Raw genomic sequence first — 19,382 nt, forward strand, 5'->3', positions numbered from 1 at the left:
TCACTGTGACTACCCCGAACCGGCCGCGTTTCTTCTACGGTGGAGTCATGACGCCTCCACTGCTGGCACTCTGGAGCGCGCCGCGTTCGCGGTCGACCGCGTTCCTGCGGATGATGACCGAACGCGGCGACTACACGGTCGTGCATGAACCCTTCTCACACGTGGTCGATTTCGGTGTCACCACCGTCGGCGACCGCGAGGTGCGCACCGAGGCCGACCTGACCGCCGCGCTACGCGCACTGTCGGCGCAGGAGCCGGTGTTCTTCAAAGACACCACGGACTTCCACTACCCCGGCCTGTTGGCCGACCGCCAGTTCCTGGCCGAGGCCACGCACACCTTCATCATCCGCCACCCCAGCGAGGCCATCGCGTCCCATTTCGCGTTGAACGCCCAGTTGCAGCGGGACGAGATTGGGTTCGCACGGCTGGCCGAGATCCACGACGCCGTGGTGGCGACCGGGGCCGAGCCGGTCGTGGTCGATTCCGACGACCTGGTGGCCCGGCCTGTCGAGACCGTCCGACAGTACTGTGCGTTGGTGGGCATCCCGTTCCGGCCCGAGGCGCTGTCGTGGGCGCCGGGGATCCGGTCCGAGTGGGAGAAGACCCGGCCGTGGCACGAGAACACGGGCCGTACCAACGGGTTCACTCGGACCGAGTCGACCTACCAGGCCACGACGGAGAACCATCCGCTGCTCGCCGACTACCTGCGGTACCACCTTCCGTTCTACGAGAAGTTGCGCGCCCGGCGGATGACAGTGCCGGCGGTGGATCCGCTACCATCCAGCGATCGTGGATGACCGAGGGATAGCCCTGCTCGGAGTGCCGTCGAGCGCCGGAACGCACGGACCTGGCCAGGAGAAGGCGCCCGCCGCGCTGCGGGCCGCGGGCCTGGTGGATCGGCTGGAGGCGGCCGGGATACCCGTCACTGACCACGGTGACCTGCCGGTCGAGCCGTTCCGGGCGGATCGCGAACGTCGTAACCGGCAGAACGTCGACCGGGTGGCCGCCGTCGTGCGGTCGGTCTCCGTGGCGCTGCGGCCGTTGCTGGACGCGCCCGCGCTTCCGGTCCTGATCGGCGGGGACTGCACGATCACCCTGGGCGCGATGGCGGCGTTGGTCGACAAGTGGCCGGACGCCGGCCTGCTGTACTTCGACGGCGACCTTGACCTGTCCACACCGGACTCCACGGTGTCCGGTGTGCTGGACACCATGGTGCTCGCCCATCTGCTGGGCGAGGGCACGCCGGAGCTGGAGGCGCCGGTGCTGGCGGTGGACCGGATCGAGGCGTTCGGCCACGACCCGCGCGAGCTGGGACCGGCGAGCCGGGAACGCCTGGCCCGGCATGGGTTGCGCACGACCGCGTGCACCGAGGTGACGGAGGCGAACGCGCGGGAACTGGCCGCGCGAGCCTGGACCCGGCTGGGTAGCGGCCAGGTGCTGCTGCACTTCGACGTGGACGTGGTCGACTCGGTCGACTTCCCGCTGGCGAACTTCCCGCATTTCAACGAGTGCCTGCCGGAGCGGGTCGCGATGGACTGCCTGGCCGAGTTCTGCTCCTCGCCTGGGCTGGCCGCGCTCGTCGTCACCGAGGTCAACCCGGACCGCGACCCGGACGGCGTGCTGGTGGACCGGCTCGTCGGCCACCTGGTGAACGCGCTGACCTAAGACAGCGTGCGGCCCAAGAAGTCCACTGTACGGCGCCACGCGGTCTCGGCCGCGTCGGCGTCGTACGCCTCCGGGCGGCTGGTGTTGAAGAACGCGTGCTTGGCGCCTGGATAGCTGTACAGCTCGACGGACTTGCCCAACGCCACCAGGTGCTGGGTGAACTCGCCGACCTCCTCGGCGGTGGCGAACTCGTCCTCGGTGGCCACGTGTGCCTGGATCGGCGCGGTGATCTCGGCGAGGTTCGGCGGCACGCACACGCCGTAGAACGCCACCGCCGCCGAGATCCGGTCGCGCAGTTCGGCGGCGATCTTGATGCCCAGTTCCGCCCCGAAACTGAACCCGACCACACCCACAGGACGCCCGTCGGCGAGCTCGGATGCCTGATCGACCGCGCCGAGTGCCCGGGTTCGGGCGTCCTCGTCGCTGAGGGCGAGACGCAACTCGCGGGCGCGCACCGGATCGTCAGTGTGCGCACCGCGGTACAGGTCGGCGGCGACCGTCGTGAAGCCCGAGTCGGCGAATCTGCGGGCGAGCGTGCGGAAGTGGTCGGTCAGTCCCCACCAGGAGTGCAGCAGGACCACGACCGGTCCGCTGCTCTCGGCCTGCTCCACCAGGTCGGCCATAGTCAATCCTTCAGGTCGCGAGCCGCATGACCGGTCGCGTCGGGCTGCGCCGGGCCACCTCGGCGAATCCTTCCGACCGCAGCAACGTGACGAGCCCGTGGTACGCCGCGTCCGCGGCCACCGGCCCGAGCGTGTCGTCGACCGGATACGCCTCGACCAGCTCGGCACCCTGCGAACGGGCGTACTCGACCGCGCCACGGACCAGCGCGCGGGCGACACCGGCGCCGCGATGCGGCTTGGGCACGTACAGGCAGACCAACGCCCACACCGGCTTCTGGTCGACCGGCTTGCTGATCGGTGACCGGTCCAGCCGCGAGTACTCCGTTCGGGGAGCGATCGACACCCAGCCGACCGCGGCGCCGTCGCGATACGCCACGAGGCCCGGCCGGCTGTCCGCGTCGACCAGCCGCTTGAGCGCTTTCCGGTTGCCGTCACCCCATTGTGTCTTGCGTTCCTGTGGGGTCTGCCGGAAGAACATGCACCAACAGCCGTTCACCGAGCCGCGTTGGCCGAGCATGCCCTGCACGTCGTCCCAGTCGTCGCCGGTGACCGGACGGACCGTGACGTTCTCCACAGGAGGCGATACTACCGGTTCAGTTTGAGGGGGAAGCGTTGCTCCGGGATGATCGGGCCCTGCTGGAACCCGAGCTGGGCGGCGTACAGGTCCTCCGGCACGCCTCGCACGATCACCTCGGCCTTCTCGGGGTCGTCCGCCGAGGAGAACTCCACCTCGATGCCGGGTGGCTGGCCGATGATCGAGAACGAGCGCTCGCCGACGCGTTCCATCGCGAAGGCCCGTGCGCCGTCCAGGGTGACCACGAGACGACCGTTCTCCGGGTGGCATTGGGCGACCCCGTCGCGGGCGAGTTCTTGCAAGCTGGTGCCGTGCCCGAACAGTGGCATCAGTGTCGCGGGCAGCGTGAAGTCGCACGCGAACGGGGCCAGCGTGGTGTCCGTTCGTTCGGCCTCGGCGACCAGTGGCCGGTGCGTCGAGATTCCCGTCTGTCGCTTCTCGGCCACCAGCTCGGGCGGGAACAGCCCGAGGACGAAGTCGTTGATTTGCACGTCGATGACCATGTGCACGCGGGTCACGTCGCTGTCGTTGCGCAGCCAGTGCCTGCGGGAGAAGTCTCCCCACCACAGTTCGCCCGGCTGCCAGAACACGCGTTCGCCGTCGATCACCATGATCACGTCCGGGTGCGTGACGATCGGCACGTGCAGCCGTAGCGAGCCGAACTGGAAGTTCGACCCGGCGTCGTTGTGCTCGCCGATGTCCGAGCCGGGCGGCAGGGTGAGCAGTCGGACCAGCAGCTTCGGGCAGTCCAGCTCGGCGAGGATCCGGGCGAGGTACGGCGCGTGGTCCAGCGCCGGCGTCGGGCCGAAGTGGTGCAGCCGGTCGGGCAGTTGCGCGTAGAGCTCCAGGCCGGTCCAGTCACCGTCGTGGTACGGGCCGGGCTGCGGGGCCTGCGGCAGTGCGCGCAGGCTGTCGAGGTCACGGCGCAGCAGCTCGGGGTCGTAGTCGCGGGGCAGCCGTGCGCAGATCATGATGGGATCAACTCCTCACTCGGGCGGTCGGCGAGCAGCTCAAGCGCGGCTTCGGCGACCGCTTTCCCTGTGATGCCATAGGTGTCCAGCAGATGTTCCGGCGTGCCCACCTGCGCACAGAACCGGTCGGGCATGCCGATCCGGCGCAGCCGGGCGGGTGCGTGCTCGGCGAGCACCTCGGCGACCGCACTGCCCAGACCGCCGATGACGCTGTGCTCCTCCACGGTGACCAGGCCGCCGGTCTCGATCGACGCATCCACAATGGATTCCACGTCGAACGGTTTGAGCGTGCTGACGTCCAGCACGCGGGCACTGACTCCGCTCGCCACGAGCTGTTCATGCGCGGCCAGCGCGGCGAGGACGGGATGCGGCCCGCACGCCACCAGAGTCACATCGGTGCCGGCACGCAACCTCGCCGCTCGGCCGAGCACGAACCGGGCGCCAGGTGGATGCACGTCCGGGGTCGCCTTACGGCCCAGTCGAAGGTAGCTGGGGCCGGGCAGCCCGGCCTGCACAGCCACCGCCTGGGCGATCATGGCCGCGTCACTGGGGACGATCACGGTCATGTTCGGCAGCGCGCGCATCACCGCGATGTCTTCGAGCGACTGATGGGTCGGGCCGAAATGCCCGCCGGACAGGCCGGCGTGGCTGGCCGCGATGTGCACCGGCAGCGCGTTGTACGCGATGTCGATCTTCACCTGTTCCCCCGCGCGCAGGCAGGCGAACGAGGCCATGGTGTTGACGAACGGGATCTTGCCGGACGCGGCCAGCCCGGCGGCGACGCTCATCATGTTCGCCTCGGCGATCCCGAGGTCGACGTAGCGCCGCGGGAACTGGCGGCCGAAGCCGTCCTCCAGGCCGCCCATGTCCGAGTCGCAGCACCAGATCCGTTCGTCGCGTGCGGCGAGTTCGGCCAGTGCGGCGCGGTAGGCGTCTCGGGGCGCGGTCATCCGAGTGCCGCCAGTGCCCGTTGCCGCGCCTGCGGGGTGAACGTCACGTAGTGCCCCTTCTTCCGGTTCTCCAGGAACGGGATTCCCTTGCCCTTGACGGTGTCCGCGAGCACCACTCGCGGCTTGCCGTCAGCCGGGCGCTCGGCCAGCACATCCGCCAGCGCGGACGGGTCATGGCCGTCTACTTCGGACACGTCCCAGCCGAATCCGGCCCATCGTGTGGCCAGTAGATCCAGGCCGGTGCGTCGCGCGGTGCTGCCGCTGATCTGCAGGCCGTTTCGGTCGACGATCGCGGTGAGGGTGTCCAGGCCGAGGAACGCGGCCGAGCCAGCCGCCTCCCAGACGCTGCCTTCCTGCAGTTCGCCGTCGCCGAGCAGGACGAACGTGCGGTTGTCGCGGCCGTCGCGCTGCGCGGCCAGGGCAAGGCCGACACCGAGCGACAGACCGTGGCCCAGCGAACCGGTGGGCAGCTCCACCCCGGGCACCGCCCGGGTCGGGTGGCCGCCGAGCCGGCTGCCGGCCTGGGCATAGCCACCCAACTCTCCCACTGGGAAGAAGCCGCGTTCGGCCAGCACGGCGTACAGCCCGACGGCCGCGTGCCCTTTGCTGAGCAGAAAGTAGTCGCGGTCCGGCCAGTCCGGCTGCTCCGGGCGAACCCGCATGACGTCGAAGTACAGGACGGTCAGGATGTCCGCAGCGGACAGTGCGCCGCCGACGTGTGCGCCCTCCGGCCCGGCTGCCATCTCGACGATGTGCCTGCGTACCCGCGATGCCAGTGCTGTGGTCAACGTACGGTCTCCTCGGTCAGCAGGTGGTCGAGCGCGGCGGCCAGGTGCTCGACGTGCGGCGGGCGCATCATCGAGTAGTGATCGCCTGGTACCTTCTCGATCGACAGACCAGCTCCCGCCAAGGGTTCCCACCGGTTGACCGGGCTGGTGTCCGGCGGTTCGTCGGCGGCCTGGAAGGCCACCACCCGCCCGGGGAACGGTTTCGGCTCGTAGTCGCGGACAGCGCGGACACTGGCGTCGAACGTGGCCAGCAGCCGCGCGAGCTGCTCCAGGTCGGTGCCCGGTGGCAGCACATCGTGGGCAATCGCTTGCGCCAGGACGGTTTTCGCAACCGGAGTGCCCTGGCGCAGGTCGGTCGGGTCGATCACCAGGTCACGGTTGGCCGCGCGGCCCAGCTCCCAGGCGAACCACGCGGCGATGTCGGCCTCGTAGGCCTGTTCGAAGCCGTTGTCCAGGTTCGGCGGCCCGCCGTCGAGCACTGCCAGCATCTCGACGTCTTCGCCTTCGGTGAGCAACTGGTGGGCGACGGCGAGCGCGGTGACACTGCCGACGCAGTAGCCGGCCAGCCGATACGGTCCCGGTTGGACTGTCCGAATGGCGTCGGCATACCGTTTGGCGGCGGCTTCGAGTGACCGTTCAGGCTGTTGGCCCGCGTCGAGCCCGATCGCCTGCAACCCGTAGACCGGCTGGTCGGCGGGTAGGTGCCGGGCCAGGTCGACGTAGCTCAGCGCGTTGCCTACCGCCGGCGGTAGGCAGAACAACGGCGGCCGGTCGCCCGTCTCGCGGATCGCCACAACCGGCGACCAGATTCGTGGCTCGTCGCCGCGGCGCAGTTCCCGCGCGAGGCGTTCGACGGTGGCACCGCCGGAGAACATCACCGACACCGGCAAGTCGTGGCCGTAGCGTTGCTTGATCCGGCCAAGCATCCGGATGACGCGCAGCGAGTTGCCGCCGAGGTCGAAAAAGTCATCGGTCACGCCTACCGGCCGGACCGCCAGCAGCTCCTCCCAGAGCGCGACAAGTTCCAGCTCCAGCCCGTCCCGCGCGGGCACAACCGCCGTAGGCACAGCACCAGCGGGTTCAGGCAGCGAGTTGCGGTCGACTTTCCCGTTGGCGGACAGCGGGATCTCGCCCAGCGGCACGACCACCGCGGGCACCATGTACTCGGGCAGCACCCGGGCAAGCCGCTCGCGCACGTCGGTGTCGCCGACGACGTACGCCACGAGCTGGTCCGCCCGTGCCACCACCACGGCGTCCCGCACGCCGTCCTGCGCCCGGATCGCGGTCTCGACCTCGCCCAGCTCGATCCGGAACCCGCGCAGCTTCACCTGGTGGTCGAGCCGGCCGAGGTACTCGATCGCGCCGTCCGGCCGCCATCGGGCCAGGTCGCCGGTGCGGTACATCGTGCCGCCGTGGAACGGGTTCGGCACGAACCGTTCGGCCGTTAGCTCGGGTCGGTTCACGTAGCCGGTGGCCACCTGGACGCCGCCGATGAACAATTCGCCCGGCACCCCGACCGGCGTTGGTTCGCCCACCGCGTCCAGGACGTAAAGCCGCGTGTTGGCGATCGGCCGGCCGATGGGCACTGTGTTCCCAGGGTCGCCGGGCGCACACCGCCAGTGGCTCACGTCGATCGCGGCTTCCGTCGGTCCGTACAGGTTGTGCAACTCCGCTGACGTGCCGGTGCCATGGAACCGGCGGACGAGCGCGGCAGGGAGCGCCTCGCCACTGCAGAGCACACGCCGCAGCGACGGGCACTGAGCGATGTCGGTGGCTTCCAGGAACACTTGCAGCATCGATGGAACAAAGTGGACAGTGGTCACGTTCTCCGCGCGGATCAGCTCGGCCAGATAACCGGGATCCTTATGACCGCCCGGCCGGGCGAGCACCAGGCGCGCGCCCGCGACCAGCGGCCACAGGAACTCCCACACCGAGACGTCGAAGCTGTACGGCGTCTTCTGCAGGACTACGTCTGTGCCGTCGAGCTGGAACTCGCGCTGCGTCCAGACCAGCCGGTTCACCAGCCCGCGGTGTATGTTCGCCACACCTTTGGGCTGCCCGGTCGAACCGGATGTGTAGATGACGTACGCGCAGTCGTCAGGCCCGACCGACCGTGGCAGTGGAGTCGTCGGCGCCTGGAGGTCATCCAGGTCGACCACGGTCCGTACACCGGACGGCACACTGTCGCGTGCCCGGCCGTGCGTCAGCACGATGTCGAGTCCGGCGTCCTCGGCCATGAACGCCAGCCGCTCCGCCGGATAGCCCGGATCCAGCGGCAGGTAAGCACATCCCGCTTCGAGCACGCCGAGCAGCCCGGCGACCAACTCGACGGAACGCTCCAGGCACAGCCCGATCCGACGCCCAGCGCCGAGTTCACTCAGCACGTGCGCGACCTGGTTGGCGCGCTCACCCAGCTCGCGGTACGTCAGTCGTTGCTCGCCGCAGACGAGCGCGACCGCGTCCGGGGTGGCCGCCATCTGCCGCCGGATCAACGTGGTCACGGGGATGCCGGACGGGAACTCGACGGCCGTGTCATTCCAGGCGTTCAGCACCAGGTTCCGTTCCGCGGCCGGCAGCAACGGCAGTTCGGTGACCGGACGCTCCGGGTCGTCGACGACGGCGGCGAGCAGCGTCCGGTAGTGGCTGAGGAATCGGTCGAGCCAGGTGTCGCCGAACAGGTCGGTCCGGTACTCCACGGCGATCGCCAGCTCGTCACCGGCGCGGCTGACCGTGATGTTCAGGTCGTACTTGACGCGATCGCGGTACGGTGGCAGGAATTCGAACCGCAGCTGACCACCGGACGTGCCCGGCGACGGCGTGTTGTCCACAGTGAACATCACCTGGAAGATCGGCGTCCGCGCGACCGTCCGGTCCGGTTGGACGGCGTCCACGATGTGCTCGAACGACAGGCTTTGGTGCTCGTATCCGGCGAGCGTGGCGGCGCGTATCCGACCGAGCAGCTCACGGAAGCCGAGAGCGCCGGTGAGATCCGTCCGCAGGGGGAGGGTGTTGATGAAGCAGCCGACGAGCGGTTCGAGTTCCGGACGCGGCCGGCCGGCGGTGGGCGTACCGACCACGACGTCCGGCTGGCCCGTGTAGCGGCTCAGCAACACCTGGAACGCGCCGACCAAGGTCATGTACAACGTCACGCCTTCAGCCTCGGCCAACGTGTCGAGATCGTCGGTCAGATCGGCGGACAACCGTGCCGTGGCGATCGCACCCGCGCCGGACGGGCTCTTGCCGCGCGGGAACTCGGTGGGCAACTCCAGGACTGCGGGTGCACCCGCCAAGGTGTTCCGCCAGTACTCCACGTCCTCGCCGAGCGCCTCCGCAGCGAGATTCTCCCGTTGCCAGACGGCGAAATCCCGGTACTGGACGGCCAGTTCCGGCAGTTCTTCACCGGCGTACAGCGCGGCCAGGTCGCGGAACAGCACACCGAGCGACCAGCCGTCGATGACGATGTGATGCGCGGTCAGCAGCAGGACATGGTCGGTTCCGGTGTCCAGGAGCGCACAGCGCAGCAACGGACCTGTCGCCAGGTCGAACGCGCCGGCCGCTTCCCGGCGGATCGCGGCGTCCACATCGGACGTCTCGTATACCGGCAGTGGCACGTCCGTGGGCTCGCCGATCACCTGCATGGGTTCGCCGTCGACCTCGCGAAACGTCGTGCGCAGAGCCTCGTGCCGGGCCACGAGCGCGGTCAAGGCTCTGCGCAGCGCGGCCACATCGAGATCGCCGTGCAGCCGGACGGCGACCGGCACGTTGTACGCCGAACTGCCTGGTTCGAGGCGATCGAGGAACCACAGCCGTCGCTGCGCGAACGAGGTGGGCACCATCGTCGTCATGAGCGACCACCGGCGTCCGTCACGGCTTCGGCGATGCCGCCGACGGTCGGGTTCTCGAAGATCACCCGCAACGGCAACGTCACCCCGAACGCTTTGGTCAACCGGGACACGAGCTGCATCGCCATCAGCGACTGGCCGCCGAGCGTGAAGAAGCTGTCGTTCACGCCGACCCGGTCGCGGCGCAGCAACGTCCCGATGATCTCGGCGACGCCGCGTTCGATGTCCGTGCGTGGCGCCACGAACTCCTCTTCCCGTATGCTCGCCACCTCGACGGGCGGCAGCGCGCGCCAGTCGACTTTTCCGTTGGCGGTGAACGGGATCCGGTCGACGAACACCATCGCCGCGGGCACCATGACCTGCGGCAGCCGCTTGCCGATGTAACTCCGCAGCTGGGTTTCGGTGGCAGCGGTGCGCGTGGGTGCCACCAGGTAGGCCACCAGCATCGGATGCCCTTGGGTGTCCGGGGCGGTGGTGACGGCCGCCTGGGTCACTGTGGGGTGCCGGGTGGCGATCGCGGCCACTTCGTCGGTCTCGATCCGCACACCGCGGATCTTCACCTGCCGGTCGGCCCGGCCGAGGATGGCGATCCGGTCGTCCGGCCGCAGTCTGCCCAGGTCACCGGTGTGGTACAGCCGGTCGTCCTGGTCGCCGGTACCCGGGTTCACCGGCCAGGAATCGGGCGCGTTGGCGTAGCCGAGGCTGCGGTACGGCGTACGGATGACGATTTCGCCGACCTCACCGACACCCGCCGGGTTCCCCGTGGAGGTGACGACCAGCGCCTGCGCGCCGGGCATCGGTGTGCCTACCGGCTGGACGCCGGGAGCACAGTCCGCCGGCACGACGTAGGCGAGCTTCGCGAGCGTCGTCTCTGTCGGGCCGTACAGGTTCACTACCGTGCCGTCGCCGGTCGCTGATCGCCACGCGCGCACGAGGTCGGCGGTGAGCGGCTCACCGGCGAAGAACGTCACACGCAGCCGCGGGTTGTGCTGTCCGGCTTCGGCGAGCCATGCCTCGGCGAGAGTGGGCACGGTGTGCGTGATCGTGACACGTTGCTCCGCGAGCCACCCGAAGACCTGCGACAGGTCACCGCCTGCCGCCGGCACGCACAAGGTGGCGCCGCTGACCAGCGGCAGAAAGACATCCCGCAGCACCACGTCGAACGACAACCCGGTCAGCTGCGCGCAGCGGTCCGCCGGGCCGACGTCGAACGTGTCTCGTTGCCACCGCAAGAAATGCGCGAGGCCCGCGTGCCTGCCAAGGACGGCCTTCGGCACCCCGGTGGTGCCTGACGTGAAGAACAGGTAGGCGGCTTCCGGGTTCGTCTCGCCGGGCTGTGCCTCGGTCCGCTCGATCGAGCCCGTGTCGGTGTCCAGAACGTGCGTCGCGGCCGACTCGGTAAGCATCGCCCGCCGCCGCAACCTGGGCAGCCCCGGGTCCAGGGTGAGCAGCACCCCCTCGGCCAGCAGGACACCCAGCATTCCCGCGACCAGCGCCGGTGTCCGCCCACCCGACACAGCCACCACGGCACCCCGAGTGAGTCGTTGTGCGGCAAGGGATTCCTTGACGGCGGTGGCCTGTCGCCACAGATCGGCGTACGTCCATCGCACATCGCCGGACTCGACCGCGACCGAGTCAGGGGTCGTGCGTACGTGCTTCTCGATCATTGCCGGCACTGTCGGCTGTGGGTCACGGGTCAACGCGGCGGACAAGTCGGGCAACGGCGTTCCCCTGGCGACCAGGGAACAGCTCGTCACCGGCCGGTCCGGGTCGGCGGTCACCTGCTCCAGCAAGAGCACCACCTGGTCGAGCATCCCGGCGACCCGCTCGCGGCTGAACCGCGCCGCCTGGAACAACGCGTCCAGGCCGAGCCGGCCTCCGTCCTCCCGGATGTAGAGCGTCAGCGGGAATTTCGACGGCGGATCCCGCAACTCCAGGGAATCCATCGCCATCCCGCCGAACCGGTCCGGCAACGGCACGGTCGACGTGTGGTTCACCATGACCTGGAACACCGGCGTGTGAGTCGTGCCGCGCTCCGGCTGGATCGCCTCGACGAGCTGCTCGAACGGCACCTGCCGCTGATACGCGTCCACTGTGGACTCGCGAACCCTGGTCAGCAGCTCGCGGAACGACGGGTCACCGGACAGGTCAGTCCTCAGGGCGACGGTGTTGAGGAAACAGCCGACCAGCGATTCGACCTGCGGATGCGGCCGGGTGGCGATCGGCGCGCCGAGCACCAGGTCGTCGGTGCCGGCGAGCCGCCCGAGCAGCCCGGCGAACGCGGCCAGCAGCACCATGAAGACGGTCGCGTCGGCGGAACCGGCCAGCTCTCGGACGCGCACAGCCAGTTCCAGAGTCATGTCGAGGCTCGCCGACGAGCCGGCGAACGTCCCGTCGGCCGGCGAACTGGTCTCCCCCGGCAGCTCCAGCACCGGCGGTGCGCCGTCGAGCCTGGTACGCCAGTAGTCCAGGTCTCCGGCGGGCTGCTCACGCTGCCACACCGCGAAATCCGCGTACTGGACAGGTAGAGGAACGAGCGCGGGCGAGGCGCCGGCAGTGAACGATCGGTAACATTCGTCCAGCTCGTGGAACAGCACACCGAACGACCAGCCGTCCACCACGGTGTGGTGCGCGACGACCAACAGGACATGCCGGTCGGGCCCCTCGCTGACCAGGCCGCAACGCATCAACGGGCCGGTACGCAGGTCGAACGGCCGGAACGACTCGCGCGCGATCCACCCAGCCACGTCATCCCCGGCGTCCGCCCGCTCCAGCCGTACCTGGCTCTCCGTGGCGATGACCTGCACCGGTTCGCCGTCCACATCCTCGAACGTCGTCCGTAGCGCCTCATGCCGCTGTACGACGGTCTGAATGGCGCGGTCAAGCGCGTCGACGTCGAGGACGCCACGCAACCGTACGGCGACAGGCACGTTGTAGGCAGCGTTGCCCGGGTCGAGCCGGTCGAGAAACCACAGGCGCCGCTGGACGAACGAGGCGAGCGCAGGCTGGTCCGCTGGCCGCCGTGGGATTCCTCCGCTGCCGGCCGACGCGGCCAGCCTGTCCTGCAACGCGTCGAGCAGCCGCTCGCGTTCGGCCAGTGAGTCGGTCATCGCGTGCCTTTCTCGGGTAGTCCTGGCTCGGCCAGCAGCGCGAGCATCGCGTCCTCGACCACGACGGCCAGCGACGCGACGGTCGGCCGGTCGAACACGTCCCGGATGGAGACGTCCACCCCCATCCGGCGGTGGATCTCCCAGACCAGCTGGATGCCGAGGATCGACTGGCCGCCCAGTTCGAAGAAGTTGTCGTGCACGCCGACCCGGGGAACGCCCAGCAGCTCGGCCCAGATCTCGGCGAGTGCCCGCTCCCTCCGGTTGCGCGGCTCGACGACGTCCTTGACCGCAGCGATGTCGGCGGCGTCCGGCGCGGGCAGCGCCTTTCGGTCGATCTTGCCGCTGGCGTTGAGCGGGAACCTGGCCACGCCGACCAACGCGCTGGGCACCATGTACGACGGCATCCGTTCAGCCAGGAACGCGCTCAACTCGGCGGGCGCGGCGTCGGCGGGCGTGTAGTACCCGACGAGCCGTTTGCGACCGGGCTGGTCCTCGCGCAGCACCACGGCGGCTTCGACGACCTCCGGGTGGGCGCGCAAGCCGGTCTCGACCTCGCCCAGCTCGATCCGGAACCCGCGCAGCTTCACCTGGTCGTCGATCCGGCCGAGGAAGTCCAGCCGGCCGTCCGGCAGGTAACGCACCAGGTCGCCGGTCTTGTACAGCCGCTCCGCCGGGTCGAACGGCGCCCGGACGAACCGCTCCGCGGTCAACTCGGGCCGGTTGAGATAGCCGCGCGCCAGACCGATCCCGCCGATGTGCAGCTCGCCGGGCACACCGACCGGTACGAGCTGGCCGTGCCGGTCGAGCGCGTACGCCGTCATGTTCGGCATCGGCCGGCCGATCGGCGGCGACTGCTGCCAGTCCGTGCCGGAGCACTCCTCGACGATCACCGTCACCGTGCCCTCGGTCGGGCCATAACCGTTGAAGAATCGCCTGCCCGGCACCGCCCAGCGGTTGACCAGGCCGCCGGAGAACGCCTCGCCGCCGACGAACGCGATCCGGAGCTTGGGGAACGCGCCGCCGTCCAACAGGCTCATCACGGGTGGCGGCATGTCCATCACGGAGACTTCGTGGCGTCGCATGAACGCGGTCAGGTCCTTGACTGACAACAGCGTGTCCTGCCTGGCGAGGCACAGTCGCGCCCCGCAGGTCAGCGCACTGAAGATCTCGAACACCGACACGTCGAAGCCGAGCGACGCGAACTGCAGGACGTTGTCGTGCGACCCCATCTCGAACAGGCCGTGCACGGTGGCCATGAAGTTGCACACCGACCGGTGCTCGATCATCACGCCTTTGGGTTTCCCTGTGGAACCCGACGTGTAGATGACGTAGGCGAGGTCGTGTGCGTGGTTGACCTTGCCCGGACGCGTGACCGGACAGTCGCCCCAGTCGGCGTCGAGTTCGACGATCACCGCGTCGCCGGTCAGCCGGTCGCGGACGTCGTGCTGGGTGAGCACCACGTGCGCGCCGGCGTCCTGGGTGATGAACTCCAGCCGGTCCGGCGGATTGGTCGGGTCCAGCGGCAGGTACCCGCCGCCGGCCTTGAGCACGCCGAGCATGCCGACCACCATCTCCGGCGACCGGTGCACGCAGATGCCGACTCGGCTCTCCGGGCCGACGCCGAGCGCGCGCAGGTGGTGGGCGAGCTGGTTGGCCCGCTCGTCCAGCTCCCGATACGTCAGCTGGATCTCGTCCTCGAACACGACGGCCACCGCGTCCGGGGTCTGGTCGACCTGACGTTCGAACAGCTCGTGCACCACGGCCCCGTCGGCGAACGGCGACGCGGTGTCGTTCCACTCGTGCAGCATTCGGTGGCGTTGCGCCTCGCTCAGTACTGGCAAGGTGGTGATCGGCTCGTCCGGTACGGCCAGGGCGCCCGCCAGTACTGTGCTGAAGGACTCAAGCAGACGGTCGATGGTGTCTGACGTGTACAGCTCGGTGCGGTACTCCGCGCAGACCCGCAGGCAGCCGTCGACCTCGGTGACCGACAGTCCCAGCTCCGAGCGTGTGCTGCCGAAGTCCACCTCGGTCACGGTCGCCCGCACATCGCCCAACGTGAACTGCGCGTCGTGCGCGTCCTCTAGGACGAACATCACCTGGAAGATCGGTGACTGCGCGGTAGTGCGATCCGGACGGACGGCCTCGACGATCTCGGCGAAGGTGAGATCCTGGTGTGCCTGCGCGGCGAGGGATACCGCACGGACGCGGCGAAGCAGCTCGCGGAATCCGGGCGCGCCGGACATGTCTGTCCGCAGCGGCAGCGTGTTCATGAAGCAGCCGATCGGCGCTTCCAGTTCCGGACGCACCCGTCCGGCCACCGGGCTGCCGATGACGATGTCCGTCGCGCCGGAATACCGTGACAGCACCACGTTGAACGCCGCGAGCAGCGTCATGAACACCGTGACGCCCTCGGCGCGGGAGAACTGCGCAAGGCGGGCGGCCAGCTCGGCGTCCAGCGTTTGGACTCGCCTGGCGCCCGCGTTCGTCGGGTTCGTCCGCCTGGCGAAATCAGTTGGCAGTTCGAATATCGGTGGCGCGCCCGCGAGTGCCTTGCGCCAGAACTCCCGGTCGGATGCCTGTGACGTGCGGTGTGTGGCTTGCCAGACCGCGAGATCCGCGTTCTGGATGTCGATGTCGGGGAGGCTTCCGCCCTCGTACAGGGCGGCGAGGTCGCGGCAGAACACCCCGAGCGACCAGCCGTCGAACACGATGTGGTGCACCACGACCAGCAGGACGTGGTGGTCGGGCGCGAGCCGTACCAGCGATGCGCGCATCAGCGGTCCCTTGGCCAGATCGAACGGCCGCCGGGACTCAGTCGTGATCCACTCGTCGGCCGGCTCGTCGACGATCACCAGGTTGACGCCGGCCGAGCCGATCTCCTGCACCGGCTCGCCGTCCACGGTGGGAAAGGTCGTGCGCAACGCCTCATGCCTGGCGACCACGCCACGCAACGCGTGCGCGAGCTTCTCCGTCTGAAGTGGACCAATCAGGTCCATCGTCAACGGAATATTGTAGGTGATCCCTTGTGGGTCGAGCCGATCCAGCAGCCACATCTGCCGTTGCCCGGCTGTCAGGGGCAGCCGATCGTGGCGTTCCACTCGCGTGAGCGGCGCCTGCTTCTCGCCGTGGCGGTCCAGTTCGACGGCCATTTCCCGCACAGTCCGTGCGGCCAACACCGACGACGGCGGCAACGCCACCGGCAGCCGGGCGACAATCTGACCGGATAGCAAGGAGTTGCCGCCCAAGGCGAGGAAGTCGTCGAGCGCGCCGACCCGCTCGACACCGAGGACATCGGCCCAGAGCGAGGCCAGTTCGGCCTCCGTCCCCGGCGCGGGCTCAACGTGGTCGTGACTGTCCGGAACGGGTAGCGCCTTGCGGTCGACCTTGCCGTTCCTGGTCAGTGGCAACGATTCAAGCTCGATGAACACCGTCGGAACCATGTGCTCGGGCAGGCGCGCGGCCAGCCAGTCCCGCAACAACGCCTCGTTCACCTTGCCGTCCTGGGCCACGAAATACGCCGCCAGTACGGGAGTGTCCGTGCGCAGGACGACCGCAATACTGTCGATACCAGGGTGAGTGGCGGCCACGGCTTCGATCTCGCCGAGTTCGACCCGGAACCCGCGCAGCTGCACCTGGTCGTCGGCCCGGCCGAGGAAGTTGATCTCGCCGTCCAGTCGCCAGCTGGCCAGATCGCCGGTCCGGTACAGCTTGCCGGTGCCGAACGGGTTGGGCACGAACCGCTCGGCGGTCAACTCGGGCCGGTTGAGGTAGCCGCGTGCCACCCCGGCGCCACCGACATACAGCTCGCCAGGCACACCGACGGGCACCGGCCGCATGCGTTCGTCCACAAGGTACACTTGGACGTTCGTGATCGGCCGCCCGATCGACGGCTCTTGACGGCCAGTCGTGTCCTGCGACGACACTACACCGGCGGTGGCCACGACGGAGTTCTCCGTCGGCCCGTAGTGGTTGACGAACGTGAAGGGCAGCCCGGCGGGCGGCCGGACGTGCAGCGTGTCACCGCCGGTCAACAGATACCGCAGCGAACAGTCCGCGGGCCACGATTCCTTGAGTGCCAACTCGGCCAGCGGGGTCGGCAGGAAGGAGACGGTGATCCGCTGGTCGGCAAGCCATCGCACGACCTCGGCCGGCGAGGAGCGTACGTTCTCGTCAACGAGGTGGAGTGTGGCGCCCGCGGTAAGAGTCGGCCAGATCTCCCACACCGTGGCGTCGAACGCCGTCCCAGCGATCTGCGTGGTGTGGTCGTCGGCGGTGAGCCGGTACGTCTCGCGATGCCAGCGGATCAGATTGTCCAGGCCACCGGCGGAGATCTCGACGCCCTTGGGCTGACCGGTGGAACCCGACGTGTAGATGACGTACGCCAGAGTGTCCACTGTGGTGCCTGCAGGAGGCGCCGTCACCGGACGGTCAGGCCACTCGTCATCCAGGTCGATACGCACGTCGGCCGCGGGAAGTTCGATGTCTCGTTCTGCCAGTACCACGACCGGGGCGGCGTCGTCGAGCATGAAGGCCAGGCGTACCGACGGATACCCAGGATCCATCGGCAGGTAAGCAGCTCCCGCGCGGGCCGCTGCCAACATGCCCATGACCATTTCGGGTGTGCGGGAGACACACAACGCCACAATGCTTCCCGGCCCCGCACCGGCTTCGATGAGTCGGTGGGCGAGTTGGTTCGACCGCTCGTTGAGTTCGCCATACGTAACGTGGCGCTGTCCGCACACGATCGCGATGGATTCCGGCGCCTGCTCTGCTATCTGTTCGTGCGCGGACACGAACTCCTGCGGGGTTGTGGCCGGGCCCGCCAGCTCAGTCAGAATCCTCGTACGCTCGGCTGGCGACGTCAGCGGCAGGTCGGTGAGTTCGATGTCCGGCGCAAGCTCGGTCACGAGCGCGGTCAGACTGTCCAGCAACGACGTCGCCTCGATCTCGCCGTCGATGGTGACCGTGCCGGTCGTCGGGTCGTAGGTGAACAGCAGTTCCACGTCCGGCGTGACGTCATGAGCGAACGCGAATCCTGCTGTGGGCAGGCCACTCGTATCAACGCCGCTGTGCTCGTACATAGTCGTCACACGTTCGGCGAGCGCGGTCAGCGCCATGTCCACCCGGCTACGGCCGTCGTAGCGAACGCGCATTGGCAACGCCGACTCGTTCAGCACCGGCAGCTGCGCGATGTCGCTGATGACGGACTGCGACACCCACAGCACGAAGTCGTCGATCGAGCAGTACCGGGCAAGCAGGACCTCCACCGCCGTCAGCACTTCGGCGACAGCGGGAGTCCCAGACAGCGTGACGCGCTGCTGTTCCCGGTCGGTGCGGCGCGGGATGCCGGTCGGCAACACTACGCCGGTGAGTTCCGCGTGCCAGAGATCCTCGGTCCGGCCCGTCATCATGAGACTGCCACTCCTTCAGCGTCCGAGGCCGGTGCCGCCGGCATCTCCCGCAGTGAGCGGATGGGCGAGCAGACGATCCACAGCGCTGCCGCGAAGATGCCTGCCGCGCCGACGAATAGTGTGGGGCGCAAGCCGATCAGCTCGCCGAGCGCGCCGCCGAGCAACGACCCGAGCGGCACTGTGCCCCACGCGACAAAGCGGTAGCTGGCGTTCATCCGGCCGAGCATCGCGCTCGGCGTCAGCGTCTGCCGCAGGCTGACCACCTGGATGTTGGCCACGGTGGTGCCTGCCCCGCCGATGAAGAACGACAGCGCGAGCAGCACGAAGATCACTGGCTGCGGCCCGGTGGCCAGCGGGACCAGCACAGGCGCCGCGCACCCGGTGACCATGGCGAGGCTGATCGTCGGACCGGTTCCCAGCCGCGTGGAGATCCGCTTGGCCACCAACGAACCGATCAACGCGCCGACCGCGCCCGCGCCGAGCACCAGCCCGATCTCGCCGGCCGACATACCCAGCCGCCGGACCGCGTACAGGACGAAGATGCTCTCCAGCACCAGCCAGAACATGTTGTACGTGCCGGCTTCCAGGACACAGGCACGCAACCAGCGATTGGTGAAGGTGAACCGCAGGCCCGTGCCGATGTCACGGAGGACCGGCCGCCGTTCGCCGGACCGCTCCGGCTTGGGTTCCTTCGTCCGCACGGCCAGCAGGCCACCGGCGGAGAACAGGAACGACACCGCGTCCACTAGCAACGCGCCCGGCGCGCTGAACACGTGCACCAGCCAGCCACCGAGAGCGGGGCCGCCGACCTGTGCCGCCGAGGCGCTCACCTGAAGCTTGCTGTTGCCCTCCACAAGATCCTCGGAGCGGACCACTGTGGGCAAGTACGATTGGTAGGCCACTTCGAACAACACGGTCAGCACGCCAAGAACAAGGCTCGCCATCGCCAAGTAGCCGAAGCCGAGGAGGCCGCCAGCGGCCAGCACTGGCACGCTCCCGAGCACTACCCCACGGCCCAGCGCGCTCACCACCATCACCGGACGGCGGCGCACCCGGTCGAGCCAGACTCCAGCGAACAGCGTCAGCACCAGGAACGGCAAGTACGACGCTGCGCTGAGCACGCCCATCTCGAACGGTGTCGCCGCGAGCGTCAACACCGCCGTCAACGGCAGCGCCAGCACTGTGACCTGGCTGCCGAACTGGGAAACGGTGTCCCCGCCCCAGAACTTCACGAAGTCGGGGTTGCGCCACAGGCTCATTCGCCCCAGTCCTCCTCGATCTCCGGCGCCAGCGCGACCATCAGCGGCAAGACCGTGAGGACCTCCAGCTCGCTGCGGCAAGATCCACACTCCAGGATCTGGCTCGGCCGCGGGTCGCCCTGGATCTCCACCGCGCCGCTACATTCCGGGCAGCTCACCACGGGAGTCTCCTTGCGTTCGCATTGTGAT

Annotated in this window: 12 protein-coding genes; 2 read left to right on the plus strand and 10 right to left on the minus strand. The window is 68.9% G+C overall.

Annotated elements, in window-relative coordinates:
- Positions 1–47 precede the first annotated feature (47 nt).
- A complete protein-coding gene (locus tag EV192_RS30440; RefSeq protein WP_132121589.1) occupies positions 48–797 on the plus strand; it encodes a sulfotransferase-like domain-containing protein in 750 nt (249 codons plus the stop codon).
- On the plus strand, positions 790–1,665 hold the full coding sequence (locus tag EV192_RS30445; RefSeq protein ID WP_165960679.1) for an arginase family protein: 876 nt from the start codon (positions 790–792) through the stop codon (positions 1,663–1,665). Before EV192_RS30440 ends, EV192_RS30445 begins: the two co-directional genes overlap by 8 nt.
- Here the strand turns inward: EV192_RS30445 and EV192_RS30450 are convergent.
- Genes EV192_RS30450 through EV192_RS30495 form a run of 10 tightly spaced genes read right to left on the minus strand, consistent with a single transcriptional unit; the run spans position 1,662 to position 19,354 of the window.
- Positions 1,662–2,288, minus strand: coding sequence for a dienelactone hydrolase family protein (locus tag EV192_RS30450; protein WP_132121593.1), 627 nt, complete (start codon positions 2,286–2,288; stop codon positions 1,662–1,664). The genes EV192_RS30445 and EV192_RS30450 overlap by 4 nt on opposite strands.
- A gap of 10 nt (positions 2,289–2,298) precedes the next feature.
- Positions 2,299–2,862, minus strand: coding sequence for a GNAT family N-acetyltransferase (locus tag EV192_RS30455; protein ID WP_207926292.1), 564 nt, complete (start codon positions 2,860–2,862; stop codon positions 2,299–2,301).
- Between the two features lie 11 nt (positions 2,863–2,873).
- Positions 2,874–3,833 carry an aspartyl/asparaginyl beta-hydroxylase domain-containing protein gene (locus tag EV192_RS30460; protein ID WP_132121595.1) on the minus strand — a complete coding sequence of 320 codons (960 nt, stop codon included), beginning with the start codon at positions 3,831–3,833 and terminating at the stop codon, positions 2,874–2,876.
- Positions 3,830–4,783 (minus strand): transketolase family protein, encoded by a 954-nt coding sequence (locus tag EV192_RS30465; RefSeq protein ID WP_132121597.1) that lies wholly within the window; start codon positions 4,781–4,783, stop codon positions 3,830–3,832. Before EV192_RS30465 ends, EV192_RS30460 begins: the two co-directional genes overlap by 4 nt.
- Positions 4,780–5,571, minus strand: a complete 792-nt coding sequence (locus tag EV192_RS30470) for a transketolase (protein ID WP_243727173.1) — start codon at positions 5,569–5,571, stop codon at positions 4,780–4,782. Before EV192_RS30470 ends, EV192_RS30465 begins: the two co-directional genes overlap by 4 nt.
- Positions 5,568–9,416: a non-ribosomal peptide synthetase gene (locus EV192_RS30475; RefSeq protein WP_132121599.1), complete on the minus strand. Its 3,849-nt coding sequence runs from the start codon at positions 9,414–9,416 to the stop codon at positions 5,568–5,570. Before EV192_RS30475 ends, EV192_RS30470 begins: the two co-directional genes overlap by 4 nt.
- The gene (locus EV192_RS30480; protein ID WP_132121601.1) at positions 9,413–12,523 is read right to left on the minus strand and encodes a non-ribosomal peptide synthetase; all 3,111 of its coding nucleotides are present in this window, start codon (positions 12,521–12,523) and stop codon (positions 9,413–9,415) included. Before EV192_RS30480 ends, EV192_RS30475 begins: the two co-directional genes overlap by 4 nt.
- Positions 12,520–17,934, minus strand: a complete 5,415-nt coding sequence (locus EV192_RS30485) for a non-ribosomal peptide synthetase (RefSeq protein WP_132121603.1) — start codon at positions 17,932–17,934, stop codon at positions 12,520–12,522. Before EV192_RS30485 ends, EV192_RS30480 begins: the two co-directional genes overlap by 4 nt.
- Positions 17,931–19,193, minus strand: a complete 1,263-nt coding sequence (locus tag EV192_RS30490) for an MFS transporter (protein WP_132121605.1) — start codon at positions 19,191–19,193, stop codon at positions 17,931–17,933. The genes EV192_RS30485 and EV192_RS30490 overlap by 4 nt, the downstream gene beginning before the upstream one ends.
- Positions 19,190–19,354 carry a lysine biosynthesis protein LysW gene (locus tag EV192_RS30495; protein WP_132121607.1) on the minus strand — a complete coding sequence of 55 codons (165 nt, stop codon included), beginning with the start codon at positions 19,352–19,354 and terminating at the stop codon, positions 19,190–19,192. The genes EV192_RS30490 and EV192_RS30495 overlap by 4 nt, the downstream gene beginning before the upstream one ends.
- Positions 19,355–19,382 lie beyond the last annotated feature (28 nt).

This window comes from Actinocrispum wychmicini, from assembly GCF_004345645.1.
Taxonomy (GTDB): domain Bacteria; phylum Actinomycetota; class Actinomycetes; order Mycobacteriales; family Pseudonocardiaceae; genus Kibdelosporangium; species Kibdelosporangium wychmicini.